The organism is Streptomyces sp. NBC_00102 (assembly GCF_026343115.1).
GTDB lineage: Bacteria > Actinomycetota > Actinomycetes > Streptomycetales > Streptomycetaceae > Streptomyces.
In genome coordinates this window covers 78,822-97,885 of sequence record NZ_JAPEMC010000005.1, presented here as the reverse complement: position 1 = coordinate 97,885, position 19,064 = coordinate 78,822, and the positions used below count along the sequence as shown (strand labels likewise).

The window sequence follows — 19,064 nt, the reverse complement described above, 5'->3', positions numbered from 1 at the left end:
CCCAAGTCAGCGCACGCGCCCGCGCGGCTTGAGCGGTGTGATGGGCAGTTCCGGGGCAGGCAGGCGGGCACCGTCGTAGCCGTGTACTTCGCCGAACCGCGAACCCTTCTCCCAGTCGTTTCGCGCCTGTGCGATCTCGTCACCGGACCGGCCGATGAAGTTCCACCACATGACGATCTCCTCCGCGAACGGCTCGCCGCCGAGGAGCATGAGTCCGGCGTCGGAACCCGCGCGCAGGGGCAGTTCGGTGCGGCCGCAGCCGAGGTAGAGCATCGATCCGGGGAGTACGGGCACCCCGTCGACGTGGGCCTCGCCCGACATCGACAGGACGGCGTACTCGAAGTCCGGGTCGAGCGGCAGGCGGGTCTCGGCGCCGGCGGAGAGGGTGAGGTCCGCGCCGACGATCGGGGTGAAGGCGGTACCGGGCGACCGCGCTCCGTCGAGTTCGCCGAGGATCACCGTGGCGGTGAGCCCGGGGGCCGTCGCCGTGGGGAGGTCGGTGTGGTGCTGGAAGTGGGGTTCGACATTGCGGTGGGCCTCCGGGAGGGCCACCCAGAGCTGAGCGCCGTGCAGAAGCCGGGCGTGGCCCTTCGGGCTCTCCTCGGAGTGGCTGATGGCCCGGCCCGAGGTCATCAGTCCGAGTTCCCTCGGGCGTACGGTGCTCAGGCTTCCCAGGCTGTCGCGGTGCAGCACCTCGCCCTCGTGGAGCCAGCTCACGGTCTGCAGTCCCATGTGCGGGTGGGGTGGTACCTGCATGCCGGGCTCGTCCGCGATGTCGTCGGGGCCGTAGTGGTCGACGAAGGCCCAGGCGCCGATCATGCGGCGGCCGAGGTTGGGCAGCAGCCTGCGGACTTCGGTGGACTCCCCCAGCCGTACGCGGCGCGGGGTGAGGAGTTCACGTACCGGTTCGGCGACGACGAAGCCCCGCCCTCCGCAGACGGACAGGGTGGCCTGGCGATCGAGGTTGCTCATGGTGGTCAACCTATTGCGCTCCGGCCGGGCGGGGGCCCTCGGACGCAGCCGCCACTTCCCCAATTTGGTGGAATTTTCAACCACCGAGGTATGTTGTCGCGAGCACACGGGCGGGAGGCCTTGGACGGCCGCCCCGCCGGCGGCAGAGGAGGAAGCACATGGACGAGACCTACTACGAGTTCGGCACCGCCGCCGACCGCTGGAACCGCGCGCAGATGTTCTTCGACGCGAAGGAATACCTGACCGCGGCGCGCATTCTCCGCGGTCTCGTGGACGAGGTTCCCGAGCAGGTCGCCCCGCGGCTGCTTCTGGCCCGTGCCTACTACCACTCCGCGCGGCTCGGCAAGGCGGAAGCGGAGTTGCGGGTGGTCCTGGAGCGCGACCCGGTCGAGGATTACGCGCGGCTGCTCCTCGGACGCACGCTGGAGCGCCAGGGCCGGCGCGAGGAGGCCGCTCCGCACCTGCGGATGGCCGCCGCTCTGAACGGCGACTTCCCCACCGGCTGAGGCTCTCGGTCCACGCCGGACACCCCCCTGGAGAGAGTGTGCGGCCGGAGTGGCTCTCCGGCCGCACACAGGGCACTGTCCGGGTCAGCCCACTGCCCCGGCAGGCCGGGGAGCGCCTTCCCGGGAGGTCGCGCCCCGTACCCGCGACGGGAGCAGCAGGCGCTCGGTGAGGGCACCGAAGATCAGGCCGAAGCTCACCCAGAGGGTGGCCTGGACCGCGAGGGTGGAGAGCCGGAATTCCCAGAGCAGGGTCGCCGGGAAGTCCGCGCCCACCTCGTCGAACGACGGCAGGAACACGTACGCGAGGCCGATCAGCAGGACGTAGCCCGCGGACGCGGCGATGGTCGCGTTCCAGTTGCCGAGGCGCGGTGCGAGCCTCCTCCCGCCGATGACGGCGGCGACGGCGAGCAGCACGCTGAGCGCCACCATGAGGAAGAAGAGCCCCGTACGTTGCCCGATGGTGTCCGGGTTGCCGACGGCCGGCGGGTTGGCCGGGTACTTCAGGAACGGTACGAGGTAGACGGTCAGCAGCGCCGCCCCCGCGACCAGGGCCGCGGTGGCCCGGGGGCCGAAGCTCCCGATACGGCCGAGGGCGTAGCAGAAGACGAGTGCCGCGATGCCGCCGACGGCGACGCCGAAGACGAGGACGCCGGTGGCGAGACCGCCGGTGGCCTGCATCGTCCGGCTGACGAGTTCCTCGCCGCCGTGATGGTCGTGGCTGTGGGCCTCTTCCAGGGCGATGGACGCGTCCACCCTGGACTCACCGAGGAAGTAGGCGACGAGAAGTGCCGCGACGCCCGCGAGAAAGCCCGCGAGCATGCCGCGGACCAGGAGCGCTCGGACTGATATGGAGTTCATGAGAGTTCGGTTCCCCGGGGTCTAGTGGCAGGGGAAACCGAGAAGGTGACGGCCGTCGTGGACCCACTCGTGAACGGCCTCGCCGGAGATGAGCGAGGTGGCTCCCTGCTCGGCGCCGACGAAGTAGAGCAGGACGAGCATGAGGATGCCGAAGAAGACCGCCCACGGGGCAATCGCCTTCAGCGATAGGGGAGTGACGGCGGGCATGTCGGTTGCGGGTGCGGCAACATGTGCCATGGCAGAACCTCCTGAGGGAACACGCGTCCCGATCGTGGTGCCTGAGACGACGGTGCTGGGTCTGACTTCCCGCAGTACGGGTTCACAGTGGCGCGACCGTGCCGGATTCTCACCGGACTTCCGTTGCGCCGTCGTCATGCTGGTCAGACCATAGCGCCTGTGTTCGGGCGCCGCCACGGTGCGGTGCGCCACCCGATCCCCAACTCGCATCAAAGGTGGGGATGTTGAGGAAGAAGGAGACTTCGGGGATGACCCTGCGGGTGACGTTCGTCTCACCGGCGCTGAATCCCGCGCTGCGCGAGGCCAGGTTCGCCGGCGACGGTGAGGGCCCGATCGACGACGCGGGCGAACGCCGGGCCCGCGCCGCCGCCTCGGCGGTCCCCTGCGCCGGACTCCACCTGTCGGGTCCCTCGGAGCGCTGCCTGTGTACGGCGCGGGCGCTCGGCCTTCCGGTGACCGCCGAACCTCGGCTGCGGGACTGGGAGATGGGGCGCTGGCGGGGGCGCCGGTTGTCGGACGTGGCGGCGGCCGAACCGGACGGGATCGCGGACTGGCTGGGTGACCCCGCCGCGACGCCGCACGGCGGGGAGTCAATGCTCGCGCTGATCGGGCGCGTGGGCGGCTGGCTGGACTCCCTGACCGGAGTCGTCGGTGCCGGTGAGGCGGGCGGGCGGATGATCGCGGTCGCCGAACCCTCGGTCGTCCGCGCGGCGGTCGTGCACGCGGTGCGTCTCCCTCCGGAGGCGTTCTGGCGCCTCGACGTGGCACCGCTCTCCTTCACCACCCTCACCGGACGCTCCGGCCGCTGGAACCTCTCGCTGGGCGCGATGCCACCGGGCCACGGGGAGCCCTCGGCCTGACCCCGGCGGTGTGCGCACGTCTGTCGCGGATCCCGCCGCCTTCCGTACACACCCTCCGCGCAGTCCCCTCGGCGTATCCCCGATTCCGTACGGCCTTTTCCGCATCACCCTTTTCTTTTCACCTATCCGCATCACCCCTCATGCAGCCCTTTCCACGCCGTCCCGTTCTCGCGACTCGACCGTCACGCCCCTCCGGGTACCACCCCCTTCCGTCCGCACCACTCATTCCGCGTGCATCAGGCAGCACGAACCCGACGACCCACGAGAGTCAACCGGCGGAACAGCCGGACCGCAGCCGGAACGAACGACGAGCTTTCCCGCGACTGCCCGGCATCCCGGTACCGCCCCACGCCTCTGACCGCAACCGAAACAATTTCGGAAATCCACTCCCGGACAGCCCTTCACCGCAAAGGCGCGAGGGAGGTCACCCGCACGCGGCCACTGACGTCACCCACCGGCCCCTTCGCGGCATCATGCCAGTTCAAAGGGGCTTTACGGGCCCTTCTCCCAGTCATGCGGTGCCCGGTTCCCGAGCCTCGATCTAGCGGTCGAATCGACCTCCCCCGCCCATGGAAGGCAGCCCGTCTCACACCCCGTCGCCTGAAGCCGGCCCGCGCACACCCCTTGACCCCGACAACTCATGGCGCCTACTTTCCGTGCAGCGATTCGCCATATTGACCATTGTTCATGTACGTGAACTTGAAAAGGTGCTCCCGTGCTAGAGGGTGTTCTGTTCTTCCCCGTCACTCCGTTCGCCCCGGACGATTCGGTGGACACCGCGAAGCTCGCGGAACACGTGCGGAGCGGTGTCCACGCCGGGGCGGGCGGGGTATTCGTCGCCTGCGGCACCGGGGAATTCCACGCGCTCGGGGTGGAGGAGTTCGCCTCCGCGGTCGGCACCGCCGTGAAGGCGGCGGACGGCCGGGTGCCGGTCTTGGCCGGCGCGGGTGGCTCGCTGCCACTGGCCCGGCAGTACGCCCGCGCGGCGGAGGAAGCCGGGGCGGACGGATTGCTGCTGATGCCGCCGTACCTGGTGGCGGGGGAGCCCGCCGGGCTGGTCGCCTATGTGCGCCAAGTGGTGGGGGCCACTTCGCTGCCCGTGATCGTCTACCAGCGGGGCACCGCCCGGTTCGACGTGGCCTCGGCCCTCGAAGTGGCCCGGATGCCCCAGGTGGTGGGGTTCAAGGACGGCACCGGAGATCTGGACCTGATGTCCCGGATCGTGACCGCCGTCCGCGCCGACGTGGAGGGCGCGGGCAAGGAGTTCCAGTTCTTCAACGGGATGCCTACCGCGGAGGGCACCGTACCCGCCTACCGCGGCATCGGTGTCGAGTTGTACTCCTCCGCCGTGTTCTGCTTCGCCCCGGAGATCGCCCTCGCCTTCCACCGGGCCGTCACCTCGGGCGACGACGCCACCGTCCAGCGGCTGCTGGGCGGCTTCTTCCATCCGCTCATCGAACTGCGTGACCGGGTACCCGGTTACTCGGTCGCGCTGGTCAAGGCTGCGGTCCGGCAAGGGGGACTCGACGTAGGTGGCGTACGCCCGCCGCTGACCGATCCCACGCCGGAGCACCTGCTGGAACTGGAAGGGATCGTCCAGCGGGGCCGGGCGCTGGCGGCCGAAGCCGAAGCGAACGCCGAGGCGGGTACCGGAGTCGGCACCGGTGCCCTGGAGGTGCTGTGATGAGCGACGAACTGCGGATCACCGGAATCGAGATCACCCCCGTCGCGTTCAAGGACCCGGCACTCCTCAACGCGGTGGGTGTCCACGAGCCGTACGCGCTGCGCGCGGTCGTCGAAGTCCACACCGACCAGGGCGTGTCCGGGCTGGGCGAGACCTACGCCGACGAAGGCCATCTGCGTCGGCTGCGTGCGGCGGCCGACGCGATCACCGGCATGGACGTCCACTCCACCGGCCCGATGCGGCGGAGGATCGCCGAGGTGATCGGTACCGACTGCGGCAGCGACGGCCACGGCCTGACGGGCATGATCACCACCAGCAGTACGGCGGACCGGGTCTTCTCCCCCTTCGAGGTGGCCTGCCTGGACATCCGGGGCCGGGCCACGGGCCGCCCTGTCAGCGATCTGCTCGGCGGTGTCGTACGCGATCGAGTTCCCTTCAGTGCCTACCTGTTCTACAAGTGGGACGCGCACCCGGGGCACGAGCCCGACGGCTGGGGCCCCGCCCTGGACGCCGAAGGAATCGTGGCGCAGGCCCGTCGCACGGTGGGCGAGTACGGATTCACCGCCATCAAACTCAAGGGCGGGGTCATGCCGCCCGAGCAGGAGGTCGAGGCGGTGCTGGCGCTGCGGGAGGCCTTCCCCACCACTCCGCTGCGGCTGGACCCCAACGCCGCCTGGACCGTGGAGACTTCGCTCAAGGTCGCCCGCGATCTGGAAGGCGTGCTGGAGTACCTGGAGGACCCGACGCCGGGGCAGGAGGGAATGGCCCGCGTCGCCCGCGAGGCCGCGATGCCGCTCGCCACCAACATGTGCGTGGTCGCCTTCGACGAACTGCCCTCCGCGGTACGGTCGGACGCGGTGCAGGTGGTGCTCTCCGACCACCACTACTGGGGCGGCCTCGAACGCTCGAAGCTGCTGGCCGGGATCTGCGACACCTTCGGCATGGGCCTGTCCATGCACTCCAACTCCCATCTCGGCATCAGCCTCGCCGCGATGACCCATCTGGCCGGAGCGACGGAGAACCTCTCCTACGCCTGCGACACCCACTGGCCGTGGAAGGACCCGGCGGAGGACGTGATCGTCCCCGGGGTGCTCGCCTTCCGCGCCGGATCCGTCACCGTCCCCCGTACGCCCGGCCTGGGCGTGGAGCTGGACCGCGACGCGCTGGCCAGGCTGCACGAGCAGTACCTGCGCTGCGGCCTGCGCAACAGGGACGACACCGGCTACATGCGACGGATCGATCCGTCGTACGAGAACAAGTCGCCACGCTGGTGACGCGGGGCGGACGCGGGTACCGGTACGGCGCCCGTGCGCCCGGGACCGGCACCCCCGTTCCCCTTTCCCCGGTGACGAACCCGTCCTGGTGACACGTCCGATCCGGTGACGGGACCGTCTGCGACGGTCCGGGTCCCGTCCCGTCAACAAGAAGGTATGCCCATGCATTGGCTCGACTGGGTCGCCGTCGGCGGCTACTTCCTGGTGATGCTGCTCATCGGCGTGTGGTCGCACCGGCGCGTCAGCGACGTCTCCGACTACTTCACCGGCGGCGGCAGGATGCCCTGGTGGCTGACCGGCATCTCGCACCACATGTCCGGTTACAGCGCCGCCGTGTTCGTCGCGTACGCGGCGGTCGCCTACGACTACGGAATCACCGTCTACGTCTGGGCGTTCCTGCCACTCGCCGTGGGTACCGGTCTGGGCGCCTGGCTCTTCGCGCCCCGGTGGAACCGGCTGCGGCAGCACTACAAGGTGGCGTCCCCGCTGGAGTACCTCGCCCGCCGCTACAACGTCCCCACCCAGCAGGCGCTGGCGTGGAGCGGCACCCTGCTGAAGGTCTTCGACGTGGCCGCCAAGTGGGCGTCGGTGGCGATCCTCCTGGCGGTCTTCACCGGGATGTCGATGACCCAGGGCATCCTGCTGACCGGCGTCGTCACTCTTCTCTACTGCACCGTCGGCGGTCTGTGGGCGGACGCCCTGACCGAGTTCGGGCAGTTCGTCATCCAGGGGGTGGCGGCCATCTCGATGATGTGGGTGGTGCTCGACCACCTGGGCGGCATATCAGGGCTGGGCACCCTGTGGCACCGGCTCCCGGCCGGACACACCGATCCGCTGGTAGGGCCCTACACCGCCGGCTTCCTCACCGCGTACGTGGTGGTGAAGCTCTTCGAGTACAACGGCGGCATGTGGAACCTGGCCCAGCGCTACATGGCCACCGACTCCCCCGAATCGGCCCGGCGTTCGGCCGGGCTGTCGGCGGCCCTGTACCTCGTCTGGCCGGCGGTGCTGCTGCTGCCCGCCGTCGCCGCGCCGGTGCTCATGCCCCACATCAGCGACCCTCAGCAGACCTACGCGCTGATGGCGCAGTCCTACCTGCCCGTGGGCCTGGTCGGTCTGACGCTGGCGGGGATGTTCTCCCACACCATGGCCATGGCCTCCTCAGACGCCAACGCCATCTCGTCCGTGGTCACCCGCGACATCCTGCCCGCGCTCGTGCCCGGTTTCCGGAACGCGGGGAACGAGCGGACCCTGCTGACGGCGCGGGTGGTCACGGTCGCCTTCATCGCGGTCTCCATGGTCGTGGCCATCGAGGCCGACCACTTCGGCGGGGTCCTCGGGATCATCGTCGGCATGGTCGCCGCCGTGATGGGACCGATCTCCATCCCGATGCTGCTCGGGCTGCTGCCGGCGTTCCGCCGCTGCGGGTCGCGGGCCGCCCTCGCGTCCTGGGCGCTGGGCCTGGCCGGGTACTTCTTCGTCAAGTACGGCCTGGACGGCGCCTCCCAGACCACGGTGATCGTCACCCCGCTGGTGACCTCGCTCGTCGTCTACACCGCGCTGGGCCTGCTGCTGCCGGAACCGGACGCGGAGGCCGACGCCGTGGTCGCGGCCCTCTCCGGGCCGGAGCCCGGTTCCGCCGACGCCTCCGCGCACCCGGTGGCCGAGCAGGTCTGACCCCGGTCCACCGGCGCGGGATTCGCCGGCCCCAGGTACGTCAGCGCCGGTCTCCGGCGAAGTCCGCGGGGCGGCCTTCGGACGGCTTCCTGGTGGCGGCGATGTGCGGTGCGGGCGCCCCCGGCTTCTGGCCGGGGGCGCCCTGCTGCGTGGGGCCGGGAACCATGGCGGCGTGCCGCGTCGAGGAAGCGGCCGCGAAGGCCGCGGGCTCCGCGGAAGCGCCGTCGGACGTGCGGCGGATGCCGGTCCGGGGCGGGGGCGGGGAGTACACCGGTACGCGCAGCAGGGCGAAGACCGCGACACCGACGGCCGCGGGCAGCGCGAGGCCGACCGCCGGGTGGAGCACGTCGGTGTGGATCAGCGTGCCGGTGGCGGCGCAGGCCGCGGTGGCGAGGATCAGGGTGACGGCCGCTCCCCGGGGCGTCAGGCGCAGGCGGCGCAGGCGGTGGACTGCGTGGTCCTGAGCGGGCGCCAGGAGGGGGCGGCCCGCCTTCCGTCGGGACAGCAGGACGAGGATCAGGTCGGCGAGGGCCACCGTCATCAGCGCCGGTACCGAGACCCACGCGGCGCTGCCGGACGGTGCGCCTGCGAGCAGCAGCAGGACGGCGCCGGCGAGGAGGAAGCCCGTGTAGCGCGAGCCGCACGAGCCGTAGAAGACGCGTGCGGGGGGCCAGTTGTACGGCAGGACGCCGGACACGGAGGCGGCCACTACGGCGAGCAGCAGCACGGTTCCGGGGTGGTGGTCGGCCGCGGCGCAGGTGAGCAGTCCGGCGGCGAGGACGACGGTCACTCCGGCCGCCGTACCGTCGGCTCCTTCCAGCAGTTGGAGCGCGTGGGTGAGGACCACCATGAGTACGGTCCCGGACACCGCCGCCACCGGGGAGAGTCCGGAGAACGCCGCGACGAGTGCCGCCAGCACGGTGTGGAGGACGAGTTCGATGCGGGCGCCGACCGGGCGCAGCTCCTTCACCAGTCCGAGCACCGCGACAGCGGCGGAGGCGGCGAGCAGGATGCGTACGCCGGATCCGGGCTCCGGAAGGCCCAGCCGGGGCGCGGCGAGCATGACGCCGGTGGTCGCCATGACGACCGCGACGCCCGTACCGACGGTCCGCCGGGGCCCCCGGCGGCCGCCCTTCGCCGCGATGACCGGGGCTAGTCCGCGGACGACCGCGGTGAGTGCCACGGTGATCACCAGCGCGACAGCCCCGGAGATGATGACGCCGACCACGTTCACCTGCTCTGCCTTTCCTCGTTCCTGGCCCCGTGGCGTCCTGCGCCGGACGGGACTGTCCCGCACGGCACCTTCGGATCGCGTTACCGGGTCGGCGCACCGCGCCACCCGAGTGGAGTCGTTCCACAACCTAAGGTGCACATGTCGGGATATGCCCCAAATAACACGCAGAGGGGCGTTTTGATTGGAGTTCGAGGAAAACCGAACAGGCGGACGCCGGGCGGGACGGCTACGGACGGCCGCTCGAAAACCGGTGACGCGTGCCGTGCGGAAGCCGGCGTCCCGGAGGCGGCGCCGCCGGGACGGCCGGGACCCGGAGAAGCCTCCGCCGGATCACCTCACTGCCCCGGCAGGGCGCGCACCGGGTGCTTGCTCATGATGGAGACCCGGTTGAAGGCGTTGATGGTGACGGCCACCCAGATCACTGCCGCGATCTCGTCGTCGGAGAGGGTTTCCCGCGCCAGGGCGTAGGAGTTCTCCTGGAGCGCGGCGTCGGCGGGGTGGGTCGTCGCTTCCGCCAGGGCGAGGGCCGCGCGTTCCCGCGCGGTGAACACCTCGGTGTCGCGCCAGGCCGCCAGCACCCCCAGCCGTCGGGCGGTGTCGCCCGCACGGAGCGCGGCACGGGTGTGCACGTCCAGACAGAAGGCGCATCCGTTGATCTGGGAGACCCGGAGATTGACCAGCTCCACCAGGGTGCGGCTCAGCCCCGCTTCCTCCGCGCCGACGCGGACCGCGTCGGAGGCCGCGACCATGGCGTGATAGGACTTCGGGCTCTGCTTGTCGATGTAGATCCGGCGCTCGCCGTGGGCAGCCTCGGTGCCGTTCACCCGTGTCTCCTCAACCGGGGCGCTTCGCCCCTCCAACACTCCGCACGCCCGGACGGGTGGCGGCTTACTATTTCACGCATGATCGTTGAACATGAAAGCACCTTTGGTGGGGGCGGGACGCCGGGAACCGGCGGCACCGGCCCCGACCGGATCGCAGGGCCCCAGGAATCCGGAGCGCACGGTGCTCCGGCCGAGCCCGCCGGGGTGGAGGTACTCACCCCCCGGGACGTACCCCTCGGCGGTCCCCGGGCCATGACGGTCCGGCGCACCCTGCCGCAGCGGGCCCGCACCTTCATAGGCGCCTGGTGCTTCATCGACCACTACGGTCCCGACGACGTCGCCGAGACCGGCGGGATGGACGTGGCACCCCATCCGCACACCGGCCTGCAGACGGTCAGCTGGCTCTTCAGCGGGGAGATCGAGCACCGCGACAGCCTGGGCAGCCACGCGTTCGTTCGCCCGGGGGAGCTCAACCTCATGACCGGCGGGCTGGGGATCAGCCACACCGAGGTCTCCACTCCGGGCACCACGATCCTGCACGGGGTCCAGCTGTGGGTGGCGCTTCCGGAGGAACACCGGCTCGCCGAGCGTGATTTCCGCCACCACGCGCCGGGCGCGGTGCGCGTCGACGGTGCCGTCATCAGGGTGTTCCTCGGGTCGCTGGCCGGGGACACCTCCCCCGTACCGACGTTCACTCCCCTGCTCGGTGCCGAACTGGTCGTCGAACCCCGCACGACCGTCACCCTGGACACGGACTCCGCGTTCGAGCATGGTCTGCTCGTGGACCAGGGGAGCATCCGTCTGGGCGAAACCCTCCTCGGTCCGGCCGAGTTGGGTTATGCCGGTCCGGGGCACCGCACGATGACCCTGACCAACGAATCGGACGTTCCCGCCCGGGCGGTACTCGTGGGCGGAACGCCGTTCGAAGAGAAGATCGTCATGTGGTGGAACTTCGTCGGCCGCAGCCACCAGGACATCGTCGAGGCACGCGAGGCGTGGGAGGCGGGGTCGAGCCGCTTCGGCCACGTGGACGGCTATCCCGGCGACCGCATCCCTGCCCCCGCCCTGCCGAACGCCGCCCTCGCACCGCGAGGCAACCCGCCCCTCACCGAAAGGCACTCCATGAGCCAGCCCGCCGCCACTCCGAGCGTCCAGCGCGTCGACGCCAGGCACCGCTACGAGATCCACGTCGACGGCGTCCGCGCGGGACTGACCGCCTACCGCGACCGCGACGACCAGCGCGTCTTCTTCCACACCGAGGTCGACGACGCGTTCGCCGGCCAGGGTCTGGCGTCCGTCCTCGTGGAGCAGGCGCTCAACGACGTACGGGCCTCGGGGAAGCGGATCGTGCCGGTCTGCCCCTACGTGGCGAAGTTCCTCACCAAGCACACGGAGTTCGCCGACATCACCGACCCGGTCACCCCGGAGGTCCTGGAGTGGCTGGAGGCGGCCCGCTCGCGCTGAGACGGCGCTCGTCGCTCGTACACCGACGCGCACCGACCGCGGGATCCGGTGAGGCCCGGAAGGCCGGTGAGGCCCGCAGCGACCTTGCCGGCCCACCCCGGTGTCCCGAAGCGGCACATCGCGGTGGGCCGGCCGTCAGGACGAGCAGCCGGCCCGCGGGCGATCCGTCAGGCGGGGCGCAGCTCGAACCAGTCGAAGGCCGCGCTGCCCCGGGTCGCGTACATGCCGAGGACCCTGCCGGTGAATCCGCCGGCGACCTCGGTGGTGAGGTAGCGGCCGTCCAGTTCGGCGAGGATCTCGAACTCGCCCTCCTCCGTCTCGTATCCGAGCCGCAGGGCGTCGGGGGCCCCGATGCGGAGACCGGCGCCCGCCGGATCCGCACGTCGGTCGGTGACGGTGGGCGGCAGGAGGTCGGCGGTGGTCACGTCGATGCGTAGCGTCAACGGCCCTGCAGGCACCGTTCGTTCGGCGACGGACTGGCGCAGCGGGCCGATCCGGGCGACCGCGCGCACGGTGTCGCCCTCCCGCTCGATCTGGTAGTGGTGCGCCTCGTCGAGCCGTACGGCGAGTCCGCCGCGGCCGCCGTCGGCGGCGTCGATCCTGGTGCGCGCGACGCATTCCGGATCGCGCTGGCGCTGCCCGACGAACACGGCGCCGGGCCGGTCCAGGCCGTCCGCGCGGGAGTTCAGTACGACGTGCCCGGGCCTCGTGCCGAGGTCGACGGCGTCAGGGTCCTGGCGGCGCAGGGTCACCCACCGGGGAGCGAGGACGGGGGCGTCGAAGTCGTCACGCCGGGGCTCCCCGGCCCACGGGTGCGGGGTCAACTCGGGCCCCTGGGCGTGGAGTTCCACGGGTCCCGGCAGCGGCCACCCGTCCTCCCAGCGCACCGGTGCGAGGAAGGTCTCCCGTCCCATGCCGTGGAAGCCTGGGGTGTCACCCCGGGGGCGGGTGCCGAGGAGCACCATCCACCAGCTGCCGTCGTGGGCCTGCACGAGGTCGCCGTGGCCGGTGTTCTGCACCGGATGGTCCGTACTGCGGTGCGACAGCACGGGGTTGTCGGGGTGCGACTCGAACGGCCCTGTCAGCGTGCGGGACCGGGCCACCGAGAGGGCGTGCCCGCGTTCCGTACCGCCTTCGGAGAGCAGCAGGTACCACCAGTCGCCGATCCGGTACAGGTGCGGCCCCTCGGGGTACTGCAGTCCGGTGCCCGACCACATCTCCACCGGATCGCCCAGCAGTTCACCCGAGTTCGGGTCGATGCGCACGCCCTTGATCCCGTCGTGCGAGAAGAGGCACCAGCAGTCGCCCTCCTCGTCCCAGGCCAGGTCGGGGTCGATGCCGGGTATCGCGACGGGGACGGGGTCCGACCAGGGCCCGGCCGGATCGTCGGCGGTCACCAGCAGGGTGCCGGCGCCGCCGACCACGGTCGTGATCATCCAGAACCGTCCCTCGTGGTGACGCAGGGTGGGGGCGTACACGCCGGAGGAAGAGGGCGCGGTGGGGGAAAGCTCCAGCTGTCCGGGGCGGCCCAGGGCGTGTCCGATCAGCCGCCAGTGCGTGAGGTCGCGGCTGTGCCACAGCGGCACGCCCGGTACGTACTCGAAGCTGGAGGTGGCCACGTAGTAGTCCTCGCCCGCGCGGCAGATGCTCGGGTCCGGGCTGAAGCCGGGTATGACGGGGTTGTCGAAGTACGCCATGTTCATCCTCGGGTCGGGCCGTGCCGGTCGGGCCGTGGTGCGCGTCCTGCCTGGTCGTGGGGTGCGGACGTGCGGGTGTCGCTCCTGCATGGTGCCCCAGTCCCTCGCCCGGCCGGTGATCGGGCCACCCCGCCGGACCGGAGGGGCGACGAGGACGTGCCCGTCGCGGCGGTGACCGCGGCGGGCACGTCTTCACCGGGACCGGCGGGAGCGCGCCCCGCGGGTCGGTGCGGGGTCAGCCGCCGATCGTGCTCTGCGGTCCGGCGTACTCCTTGAGCAGCGCGGGCACGTCCTTCGCCGGGTCCAGGGTGTACGCGTAGTAACTGCTCGGGGTGAAGGTCGTGCCGGCCGTCACCTGCTTGCCGGTGCAGTTGACCATGATGCTGCCCGACTGGGTCAGGGACGCCGCCGAGGTGTCGATGTTGAAGGGGTTGGCGACGTTCTCGAAGTAGCTGTTCTCGATGACGGTCTTCGAAGCCCCCCGGGAGAGGTTGCCGTAGGAGGTGACGTTCTGGAGGTAGTTGTCGTAGAGGTGGGCGAGGGCCACGTTGTCGATGCTGGGGTTGCGCTGGTTGGTGTCGTGGATCCAGTTGTGGTGGATGGTCATCCGGGCGGTGACGTTGTCGGTCCAGCCGATGCCGAGGGCCTTGTTCTCGGTGCCCATGACGTTCCAGGAGATGGTGAGGTAGCTGGTGTCCTTGCGGCTGTCGATCAGGCCGTCGTTCATGCGCTCGATGCGGTTGTGGTCGATCCAGACGTGGTCGGCCGTGTCCATCTGGATACCGTCGTAGTCGTAGACCTTGTCGTCCGGGTCGTCGTCGGTCATCTGCGCGTCGCGGATGGTGAGGTTTCGGATGATGACGTTGTGCACGCCGGTGCCCAGGAAGAATCCGCCGTGCACGATCTCACCCTTGGTGCCGACGCCGACGATCGTCTTGTCGGAGGTCACCGGGATCTCATGGCCGTACGGGTCGACCGTGATCGCGGCGCCGACCTTGATGACGTACGGGCTGCTGGAGGTGGCGTACTTGACCAGGTCGGCGTAGGTGGTCACGGTGACGGTGGAACCGGCCGCGCCGCCCGTGGTGCCACCGCCGGTAGAGGCGAAGCCGTCCGCCTTGTCCGACCAGGTACGCCCGGTCGTGACGGGCTTGAAGGCCCACTGCTTGTTGGTGTTGGCGGTGCAGGTCTCCTGGATGATCGCGGTGCCGTTCGTGGTCGACGCACCCTCGTCACTGATGCAGAGACCACTGTTGACGTTGACGATCTGGAACGTCCCCGACCCGCTCGCCACCAGCGTCCACGCCTGGTTCGTCTGACCCGCACAGCTGTACTGCTGCAACCGCGTCCCCGACACCGTCGAATAGTCCGGCACATCGACGCACTTGCCACTGTGCACGTTCACCAGCCGGTACGTCCCCGAACCGGCCGACGCCAGCGTGAAGTTCTGCCAGTCCGAATCAGCGGTGCACCCCCACTGCTGCAACAACGCACCGTTCGCCGCCGAAGCCGCCGGCACATCGATGCACTTACCGCTCTTCGTCACCGCCAGCTGATACACCCCGCCCGTCGCCGGCAACGTCGCGGCCACGGCCGGCGACACCCCACCACCTGCCACCAGACCCACCACCGCAAGCACGAACGCCGCGATCAGCGCACCGAACCTGGTGCCACTCCTGTTGAACATGGGTTTCCTCTTCTCTCGTATCGGCAAAGGAAGTCGCGGACCGGATCAGCGGACGGGGTTCCAGCCGTCGGTGCCCGCGAGATACTTCTGCGGGGTGTAGGTGACCGCCTGGGCGTCGGTGAGCTGCGGCCGGTTGGCGTTCACCGTGGCCCCGGCACCGGTGTTGCGGTACTCACGGAACCGGGCGTTCTGCCAGGTGCTGGTGGACATGTTCGTCCACGGCTGTGCGGTGGCGATCGCCGCCGAGAGCGTGCACTCGCGGTAGAGGACCTGGGCGTCCTGGCGCCACGGGCGGCCGAGTTGGGTGGTGTTGTTCACCGTGCTCGTGACGGTGGACCGGTAGAAGAGGAACCCGTAGGCACGCTCGGCGGGGGTGCTGGCGGCGGTAATGGGTCCGCCAGTGGTCCGCTTCTCGTGGATCCGGCTGTTGTCGAAGACCGCGACGCCACCGCCGTAGACGAAGTCCACCGTGCCTTCGACGTACGAATTCCACACATAGACGCGGGCGTTGTTGTTGACCAGGAAGGTGTCCTGGTCGCCGAGGAGACGTACGTCGTCCAGCAGGGCCCGGTCGGCGTCCAGGTAGAGCGCGAGCGCCTGGTCACCGGTGTCGGAGCTGTTCTCGTCGAAGTCGTTCGACATCGTCAGGTTGGTCGCGGTGAAGTCGTGGCCGAGGGCGACCACGGTGGCGCTGCCCGAGGTGCCGTAGTCACCCGCGTTGCGGTTGCCGACGATCACCACGTCGTCGGGGGAATCGCCGGTGCCCTGGAGCGTGATGTAGGGCTTGTTGGCGGGGATGGTCACGGCCTGCCGGTAGGTGCCCGGCTTGATCGTGATGACGACCCTGCTCGCGTTGCCCGTCCCGACCGCGTCGATGGCCGCCTGCACGGTGGTGTACGTCCCGGTTCCGTCGGCCGCCACGGTGTTGTGCGTGGTGGAGACGGGCTTGAAGGCCCACTGCTTGTTGGTGTTGGCGGTGCAAGTCTCCTGGATGATCGCGGTGCCGTTCGTGGTCGACGCACCCTCGTCACTGATGCAGAGACCACTGTTGACGTTGACGATCTGGAACGTCCCCGACCCACTCGCCACCAGCGTCCACGCCTGGTTCGTCTGACCCGCACAGCTGTACTGCTGCAACCGCGTCCCCGACACCGTCGAATAATCCGGCACATCGACGCACTTGCCACTGTGCAAGTTCACCAGCCGGTACGTCCCCGAACCGGCCGACGCCAGCGTGAAGTTCTGCCAGTCCGAATCAGCGGTGCACCCCCACTGCTGCAACAACGCACCGTTCGCCGCCGAAGCCGCCGGCACATCGATGCACTTACCGCTCTTCGTCACCGCCAGCTGATACACCCCGCCCGTCGCCGGCAACGTCGCGGCCACGGCCGGCGATACCGCGCCACCTGCCACCAGACCCGCCACCGCAAGCACGAACGCGGCCACCAGCACACCCAGCCTGGTGGCACCTCGCCGGTGCGGGCGCCCGCGGGCGGGGCCGGGTCGTGTCGTGTGCTCTCGTTTCATCCGGATACTCCTTCGTGCGGCTCGTACGGCAGCGGGGTCGGTCACCCGAGTGCCGGCCGCGGCAGGAGGAGCCGCAGCGCCCTGGTAGATGCGTGGGAAGGGCGGGGATAACAGAAATCTCCGAGAAATATTTTCGAGAAAGAGCGGAGCTTCTCACGGCCGGTTCGGCCGGAGTACGCGCAAAAGCACAGGCGCGGGAGCGTCGCCGCTGCACGGCCGACCGGTCCGTACGCACCTCAACATGGCTTGTAAGCAGGTGTGTTAGTGGATCGATCAGGCCATCGAACCGCCTGCTCGACGTCTCGTAAGGAATCTGTACAGGCTGCTCGCGCTGTGCCACGATGCGGGCTCTTGGCATGATCGATCGGATGTATGACCGGTGGGGCGGAGACCATGGCAGAGCACCGGACCGACGCCGAGGAGGACGTCGCCTCCCTCGTGCGCGCCGCGCGGGACGGTGACCCGCGCGCGATGGAACGGCTGGTCGCCCTCCACCTGCCACTGATCTACGGGATCGTCGGCCGGGCCCTGAACGGGCACACGGACACCGACGACCTCGTCCAGGAGACCATGGTGCGGATCGTGCGCGGTCTGCCGAAACTGCGCGAGCCCGAGAGGTTCCGCTCCTGGGCGGTGGCCATCGCGTACCGCGAGATCCAGCAGCACCAACGACGCGCGGGGGGCGAGAACCCCGCCCGCCACGACGTCGAGAGCGTGCCCGATCCCCTGCCGGACTTCGCCGAACGCACCGTCGCCGAACTGGCCCTGACCGGTCAGCGCCGCCATCTCGCCCGCGCCACCCGCTGGCTCGAACCCGCCGACCGGCAACTGCTCGCCCTCTACTGGGAGGAGGCGTCGGGCCGTCTCACCCGGTCCGAACTCGCCGCCTCCCTCGGTCTCGACCGCCGGCACACCGCCGTGCGGGTCCAGCGGATGAAGGAGCGGCTGGAGGCGGCGCGCACTCTGGTCCATGCCCTGTCGGCCACTCCGCGCTGCCCGGGGCTCGCGTCCGAGGCGCGGGAGTGGGACGGGGTGAGCGGCGCTCTGTGGCGGAAGCGTCTGAGCCGCCATGTGCGGGACTGCCCGCAGTGCCACGCCCACCAAAACGGCCTGGTCACCCCGGAGAACCTGCTGCCCGGCATCGGGCTCGTCGCCGTGCCGGGGGTCCTGCTGGTGTGGCTGCGCGAAACCGCCGCTGCCGCCGCGTCCACCGCCCCTTCCCTCCTTGGCCGACTGCGCGAACCGCTCACTCTCGCGGGTTCCAAGGCGAAGGCGGCAGCCGTGGTGGCCGCGGCGGGGGGCGCCGCCGGGACGTTGGCCCTCCTGCTGTGGCAGTCACCGGCCGGCCCGCCGTCGGCCGCCCCGACGCCCCGGACGACGGCGCCCGCCCGGGCCGGTACGGCACCTGCCCCGTCCTCGGGCAACGACGTCACCGCGCTGACCCTGTACGTGGCCCCGGACGGGTCCGACGGCGGCGACGGAAGCCTCTCCCGCCCGCTCGCCACACTCGGCAAGGCGGTCGGCCTCGTCCGGCCTGGCGGGACGATCCTCATGCGGGGCGGCACCTACCGTCCCACCGAAGCGGTGGACATCACCACGGACGCCGATGCCGACCACCGCATCACTCTCGCCAACTACCCGGGCGAGCAGCCGGTCGTGGACGCGTCAGGCATCGCCCGGGGCTCGTGGGCCGTCACCCAGACCGCCGACTACTGGACCGTGCGAGGGCTGGAGATCCACGGCTCCACCAGTCACGCGTACGTCTGCCGGGGCTGTGCGCACACCGTCTTCCAGGACCTCTCCTTCCACGACAACGCCGAGTCGGGTCTGACGCTGCGCGACGGCGGAACGGTGGCCAACTCCGTTCTCGACAGCGACTTCTACGCCAATCACGGCACCGACGACCACGGCCGCAGCGGTGTAGGCCTCGCGATCAAGTTCGGATCCGGGGCAGGCAATCTGGTGCGCGGATGCCGCACGTACGACAACGCGGACGACGGCCTGGACCTGGGCGGGTTCACCAGCCCGGTGACCGTGGAGAGCAACTGGTCCTTCGGCAACGGCGTGAACCGGTGGCGGGACACCGACTGGCAGGGCAACGGCAACGGCTTCACCCTGGGCGGCGGCAACACCCGGGCCGCCGTCGCCCATGTCGTACGGAACAACGCCGCCTGGGAGAACACCGGTCTGGGTTTCAACGACGAGGGCAACCCCGGCCGGATCTCGCTGACCCGCAACACGGCCTATCGCAACGGCGTGGACGGCTTCCACCTGACCACGACCGCCGCGGCGGCGCGCGCCAACGTGGCGGTGGCGAACGGGCGGGACGCCGCACTGGGCGACCAGGTCAGCTCCACGGACAACACGTGGGACGGCGGTGCCACGGATGCGACCGTGTTCGTCTCGACCGACGAAGACTCCGCACGGGCTCCCCGGTCAGCCGACGGCGCACTCCCCCGCACCGACTTCCTCGCCCCCCGCGGCGGGGCCGCTACGGCGGCGGGGGCGACGATGACCGCCTCCTGACCCCGGGGCCGGGAGGCGGTTGGGGTACCGGGCGCGG

15 protein-coding genes, 1 pseudogene and 1 riboswitch are annotated in these 19,064 nt (G+C 70.4%); of the genes and pseudogenes, 8 read left to right on the top strand and 8 right to left on the bottom strand.

What is annotated here, in order from left to right:
- Window positions 1-6: 6 nt before the first annotated feature.
- Window positions 7-972: a pirin family protein gene (locus OHA55_RS34635; RefSeq protein ID WP_266714134.1), complete on the bottom strand. Its 966-nt coding sequence runs from the start codon at window positions 970-972 to the stop codon at window positions 7-9.
- Window positions 973-1,130: 158 nt separating this feature from the next.
- Between OHA55_RS34635 and OHA55_RS34630 the strand changes: the two genes are divergently transcribed.
- The gene (locus OHA55_RS34630) at window positions 1,131-1,478 is read left to right on the top strand and encodes a tetratricopeptide repeat protein (RefSeq protein ID WP_266714132.1); all 348 of its coding nucleotides are present in this window, start codon (window positions 1,131-1,133) and stop codon (window positions 1,476-1,478) included.
- 84 nt (window positions 1,479-1,562) lie between these two features.
- Here OHA55_RS34630 and OHA55_RS34625 read toward each other — a convergent pair whose 3' ends face one another.
- The gene (locus tag OHA55_RS34625; RefSeq protein WP_266714130.1) at window positions 1,563-2,336 is read right to left on the bottom strand and encodes a CbtA family protein; all 774 of its coding nucleotides are present in this window, start codon (window positions 2,334-2,336) and stop codon (window positions 1,563-1,565) included.
- 21 nt (window positions 2,337-2,357) lie between these two features.
- Window positions 2,358-2,573, bottom strand: a complete 216-nt coding sequence (locus OHA55_RS34620) for a CbtB-domain containing protein (RefSeq protein WP_266714128.1) — start codon at window positions 2,571-2,573, stop codon at window positions 2,358-2,360.
- A 3-nt stretch (window positions 2,574-2,576) separates the two neighbouring features.
- A riboswitch (adenosylcobalamin (AdoCbl) riboswitch) is annotated at window positions 2,577-2,722 on the bottom strand.
- A gap of 99 nt (window positions 2,723-2,821) precedes the next feature.
- Here OHA55_RS34620 and OHA55_RS34615 point away from each other — a divergent pair.
- The 4 genes from OHA55_RS34615 to OHA55_RS34600 all read left to right on the top strand — a co-directional run bounded on the left by OHA55_RS34615 (window position 2,822) and on the right by OHA55_RS34600 (window position 8,068).
- Window positions 2,822-3,433, top strand: coding sequence for a histidine phosphatase family protein (locus OHA55_RS34615; protein ID WP_266714126.1), 612 nt, complete (start codon window positions 2,822-2,824; stop codon window positions 3,431-3,433).
- A 715-nt stretch (window positions 3,434-4,148) separates the two neighbouring features.
- Window positions 4,149-5,117: a 5-dehydro-4-deoxyglucarate dehydratase gene (locus OHA55_RS34610; RefSeq protein ID WP_266714124.1), complete on the top strand. Its 969-nt coding sequence runs from the start codon at window positions 4,149-4,151 to the stop codon at window positions 5,115-5,117.
- The gene (locus tag OHA55_RS34605; protein WP_266714122.1) at window positions 5,117-6,391 is read left to right on the top strand and encodes a glucarate dehydratase family protein; all 1,275 of its coding nucleotides are present in this window, start codon (window positions 5,117-5,119) and stop codon (window positions 6,389-6,391) included. The genes OHA55_RS34610 and OHA55_RS34605 overlap by 1 nt, the downstream gene beginning before the upstream one ends.
- A 162-nt stretch (window positions 6,392-6,553) precedes the next feature.
- The gene (locus OHA55_RS34600; protein ID WP_266714120.1) at window positions 6,554-8,068 is read left to right on the top strand and encodes a sodium:solute symporter family protein; all 1,515 of its coding nucleotides are present in this window, start codon (window positions 6,554-6,556) and stop codon (window positions 8,066-8,068) included.
- Window positions 8,069-8,108: 40 nt separating this feature from the next.
- Here the strand turns inward: OHA55_RS34600 and OHA55_RS34595 are convergent, their stop codons facing one another.
- Both OHA55_RS34595 and OHA55_RS34590 read right to left on the bottom strand, forming a co-directional pair.
- Window positions 8,109-9,302: an undecaprenyl/decaprenyl-phosphate alpha-N-acetylglucosaminyl 1-phosphate transferase gene (locus tag OHA55_RS34595; protein WP_266714118.1), complete on the bottom strand. Its 1,194-nt coding sequence runs from the start codon at window positions 9,300-9,302 to the stop codon at window positions 8,109-8,111.
- 335 nt (window positions 9,303-9,637) lie between these two features.
- On the bottom strand, window positions 9,638-10,126 hold the full coding sequence (locus tag OHA55_RS34590; RefSeq protein WP_266714116.1) for a carboxymuconolactone decarboxylase family protein: 489 nt from the start codon (window positions 10,124-10,126) through the stop codon (window positions 9,638-9,640).
- Window positions 10,127-10,276: 150 nt separating this feature from the next.
- On the opposite strand from OHA55_RS34590, the pseudogene OHA55_RS34585 reads away from it, so the two are divergent.
- Both OHA55_RS34585 and OHA55_RS34580 read left to right on the top strand, forming a co-directional pair.
- Window positions 10,277-11,227 (top strand): annotated as a pseudogene (locus OHA55_RS34585) (pirin family protein); the annotation flags it as partial.
- 21 nt (window positions 11,228-11,248) lie between these two features.
- Window positions 11,249-11,590, top strand: a complete 342-nt coding sequence (locus OHA55_RS34580) for a GNAT family N-acetyltransferase (RefSeq protein ID WP_266714274.1) — start codon at window positions 11,249-11,251, stop codon at window positions 11,588-11,590.
- Between the two features lie 167 nt (window positions 11,591-11,757).
- On the opposite strand, the gene OHA55_RS34575 is transcribed toward OHA55_RS34580, so the two are convergent.
- From OHA55_RS34575 to OHA55_RS34565, 3 genes are all read right to left on the bottom strand, one after another.
- Window positions 11,758-13,287 (bottom strand): glycoside hydrolase family 43 protein, encoded by a 1,530-nt coding sequence (locus OHA55_RS34575; RefSeq protein ID WP_266714114.1) that lies wholly within the window; start codon window positions 13,285-13,287, stop codon window positions 11,758-11,760.
- A gap of 235 nt (window positions 13,288-13,522) precedes the next feature.
- The gene (locus OHA55_RS34570) at window positions 13,523-14,974 is read right to left on the bottom strand and encodes an RICIN domain-containing protein (protein WP_266714113.1); all 1,452 of its coding nucleotides are present in this window, start codon (window positions 14,972-14,974) and stop codon (window positions 13,523-13,525) included.
- A gap of 45 nt (window positions 14,975-15,019) precedes the next feature.
- The gene (locus OHA55_RS34565; RefSeq protein WP_266714112.1) at window positions 15,020-16,501 is read right to left on the bottom strand and encodes a pectinesterase family protein; all 1,482 of its coding nucleotides are present in this window, start codon (window positions 16,499-16,501) and stop codon (window positions 15,020-15,022) included.
- Between the two features lie 393 nt (window positions 16,502-16,894).
- On the opposite strand from OHA55_RS34565, the gene OHA55_RS34560 reads away from it, so the two are divergent.
- Entirely contained in the window at window positions 16,895-19,027 is a 2,133-nt protein-coding gene (locus OHA55_RS34560; RefSeq protein ID WP_266714111.1) for a sigma-70 family RNA polymerase sigma factor, read from the top strand.
- The last annotated feature ends 37 nt before the right edge of the window (window positions 19,028-19,064 follow it).

Bases quoted from the DNA above. Each gene is read 5' to 3' on its own strand.
- OHA55_RS34635 (WP_266714134.1), bottom strand. From the start codon at position 972: ATGAGCAACCTCGATCGCCAGGCCACCCTGTCCGTCTGCGGAGGGCGG.
- OHA55_RS34605 (WP_266714122.1), top strand. From the start codon at position 5,117: ATGAGCGACGAACTGCGGATCACCGGAATCGAGATCACCCCCGTCGCG.
- OHA55_RS34630 (WP_266714132.1), top strand. From the start codon at position 1,131: ATGGACGAGACCTACTACGAGTTCGGCACCGCCGCCGACCGCTGGAAC.
- OHA55_RS34570 (WP_266714113.1), bottom strand. From the start codon at position 14,974: ATGTTCAACAGGAGTGGCACCAGGTTCGGTGCGCTGATCGCGGCGTTC.
- OHA55_RS34565 (WP_266714112.1), bottom strand. From the start codon at position 16,501: ATGAAACGAGAGCACACGACACGACCCGGCCCCGCCCGCGGGCGCCCG.
- OHA55_RS34560 (WP_266714111.1), top strand. From the start codon at position 16,895: ATGGCAGAGCACCGGACCGACGCCGAGGAGGACGTCGCCTCCCTCGTG.
- OHA55_RS34575 (WP_266714114.1), bottom strand. From the start codon at position 13,287: ATGGCGTACTTCGACAACCCCGTCATACCCGGCTTCAGCCCGGACCCG.
- OHA55_RS34615 (WP_266714126.1), top strand. From the start codon at position 2,822: ATGACCCTGCGGGTGACGTTCGTCTCACCGGCGCTGAATCCCGCGCTG.
- OHA55_RS34580 (WP_266714274.1), top strand. From the start codon at position 11,249: ATGAGCCAGCCCGCCGCCACTCCGAGCGTCCAGCGCGTCGACGCCAGG.
- OHA55_RS34625 (WP_266714130.1), bottom strand. From the start codon at position 2,336: ATGAACTCCATATCAGTCCGAGCGCTCCTGGTCCGCGGCATGCTCGCG.
- OHA55_RS34600 (WP_266714120.1), top strand. From the start codon at position 6,554: ATGCATTGGCTCGACTGGGTCGCCGTCGGCGGCTACTTCCTGGTGATG.
- OHA55_RS34620 (WP_266714128.1), bottom strand. From the start codon at position 2,573: ATGGCACATGTTGCCGCACCCGCAACCGACATGCCCGCCGTCACTCCC.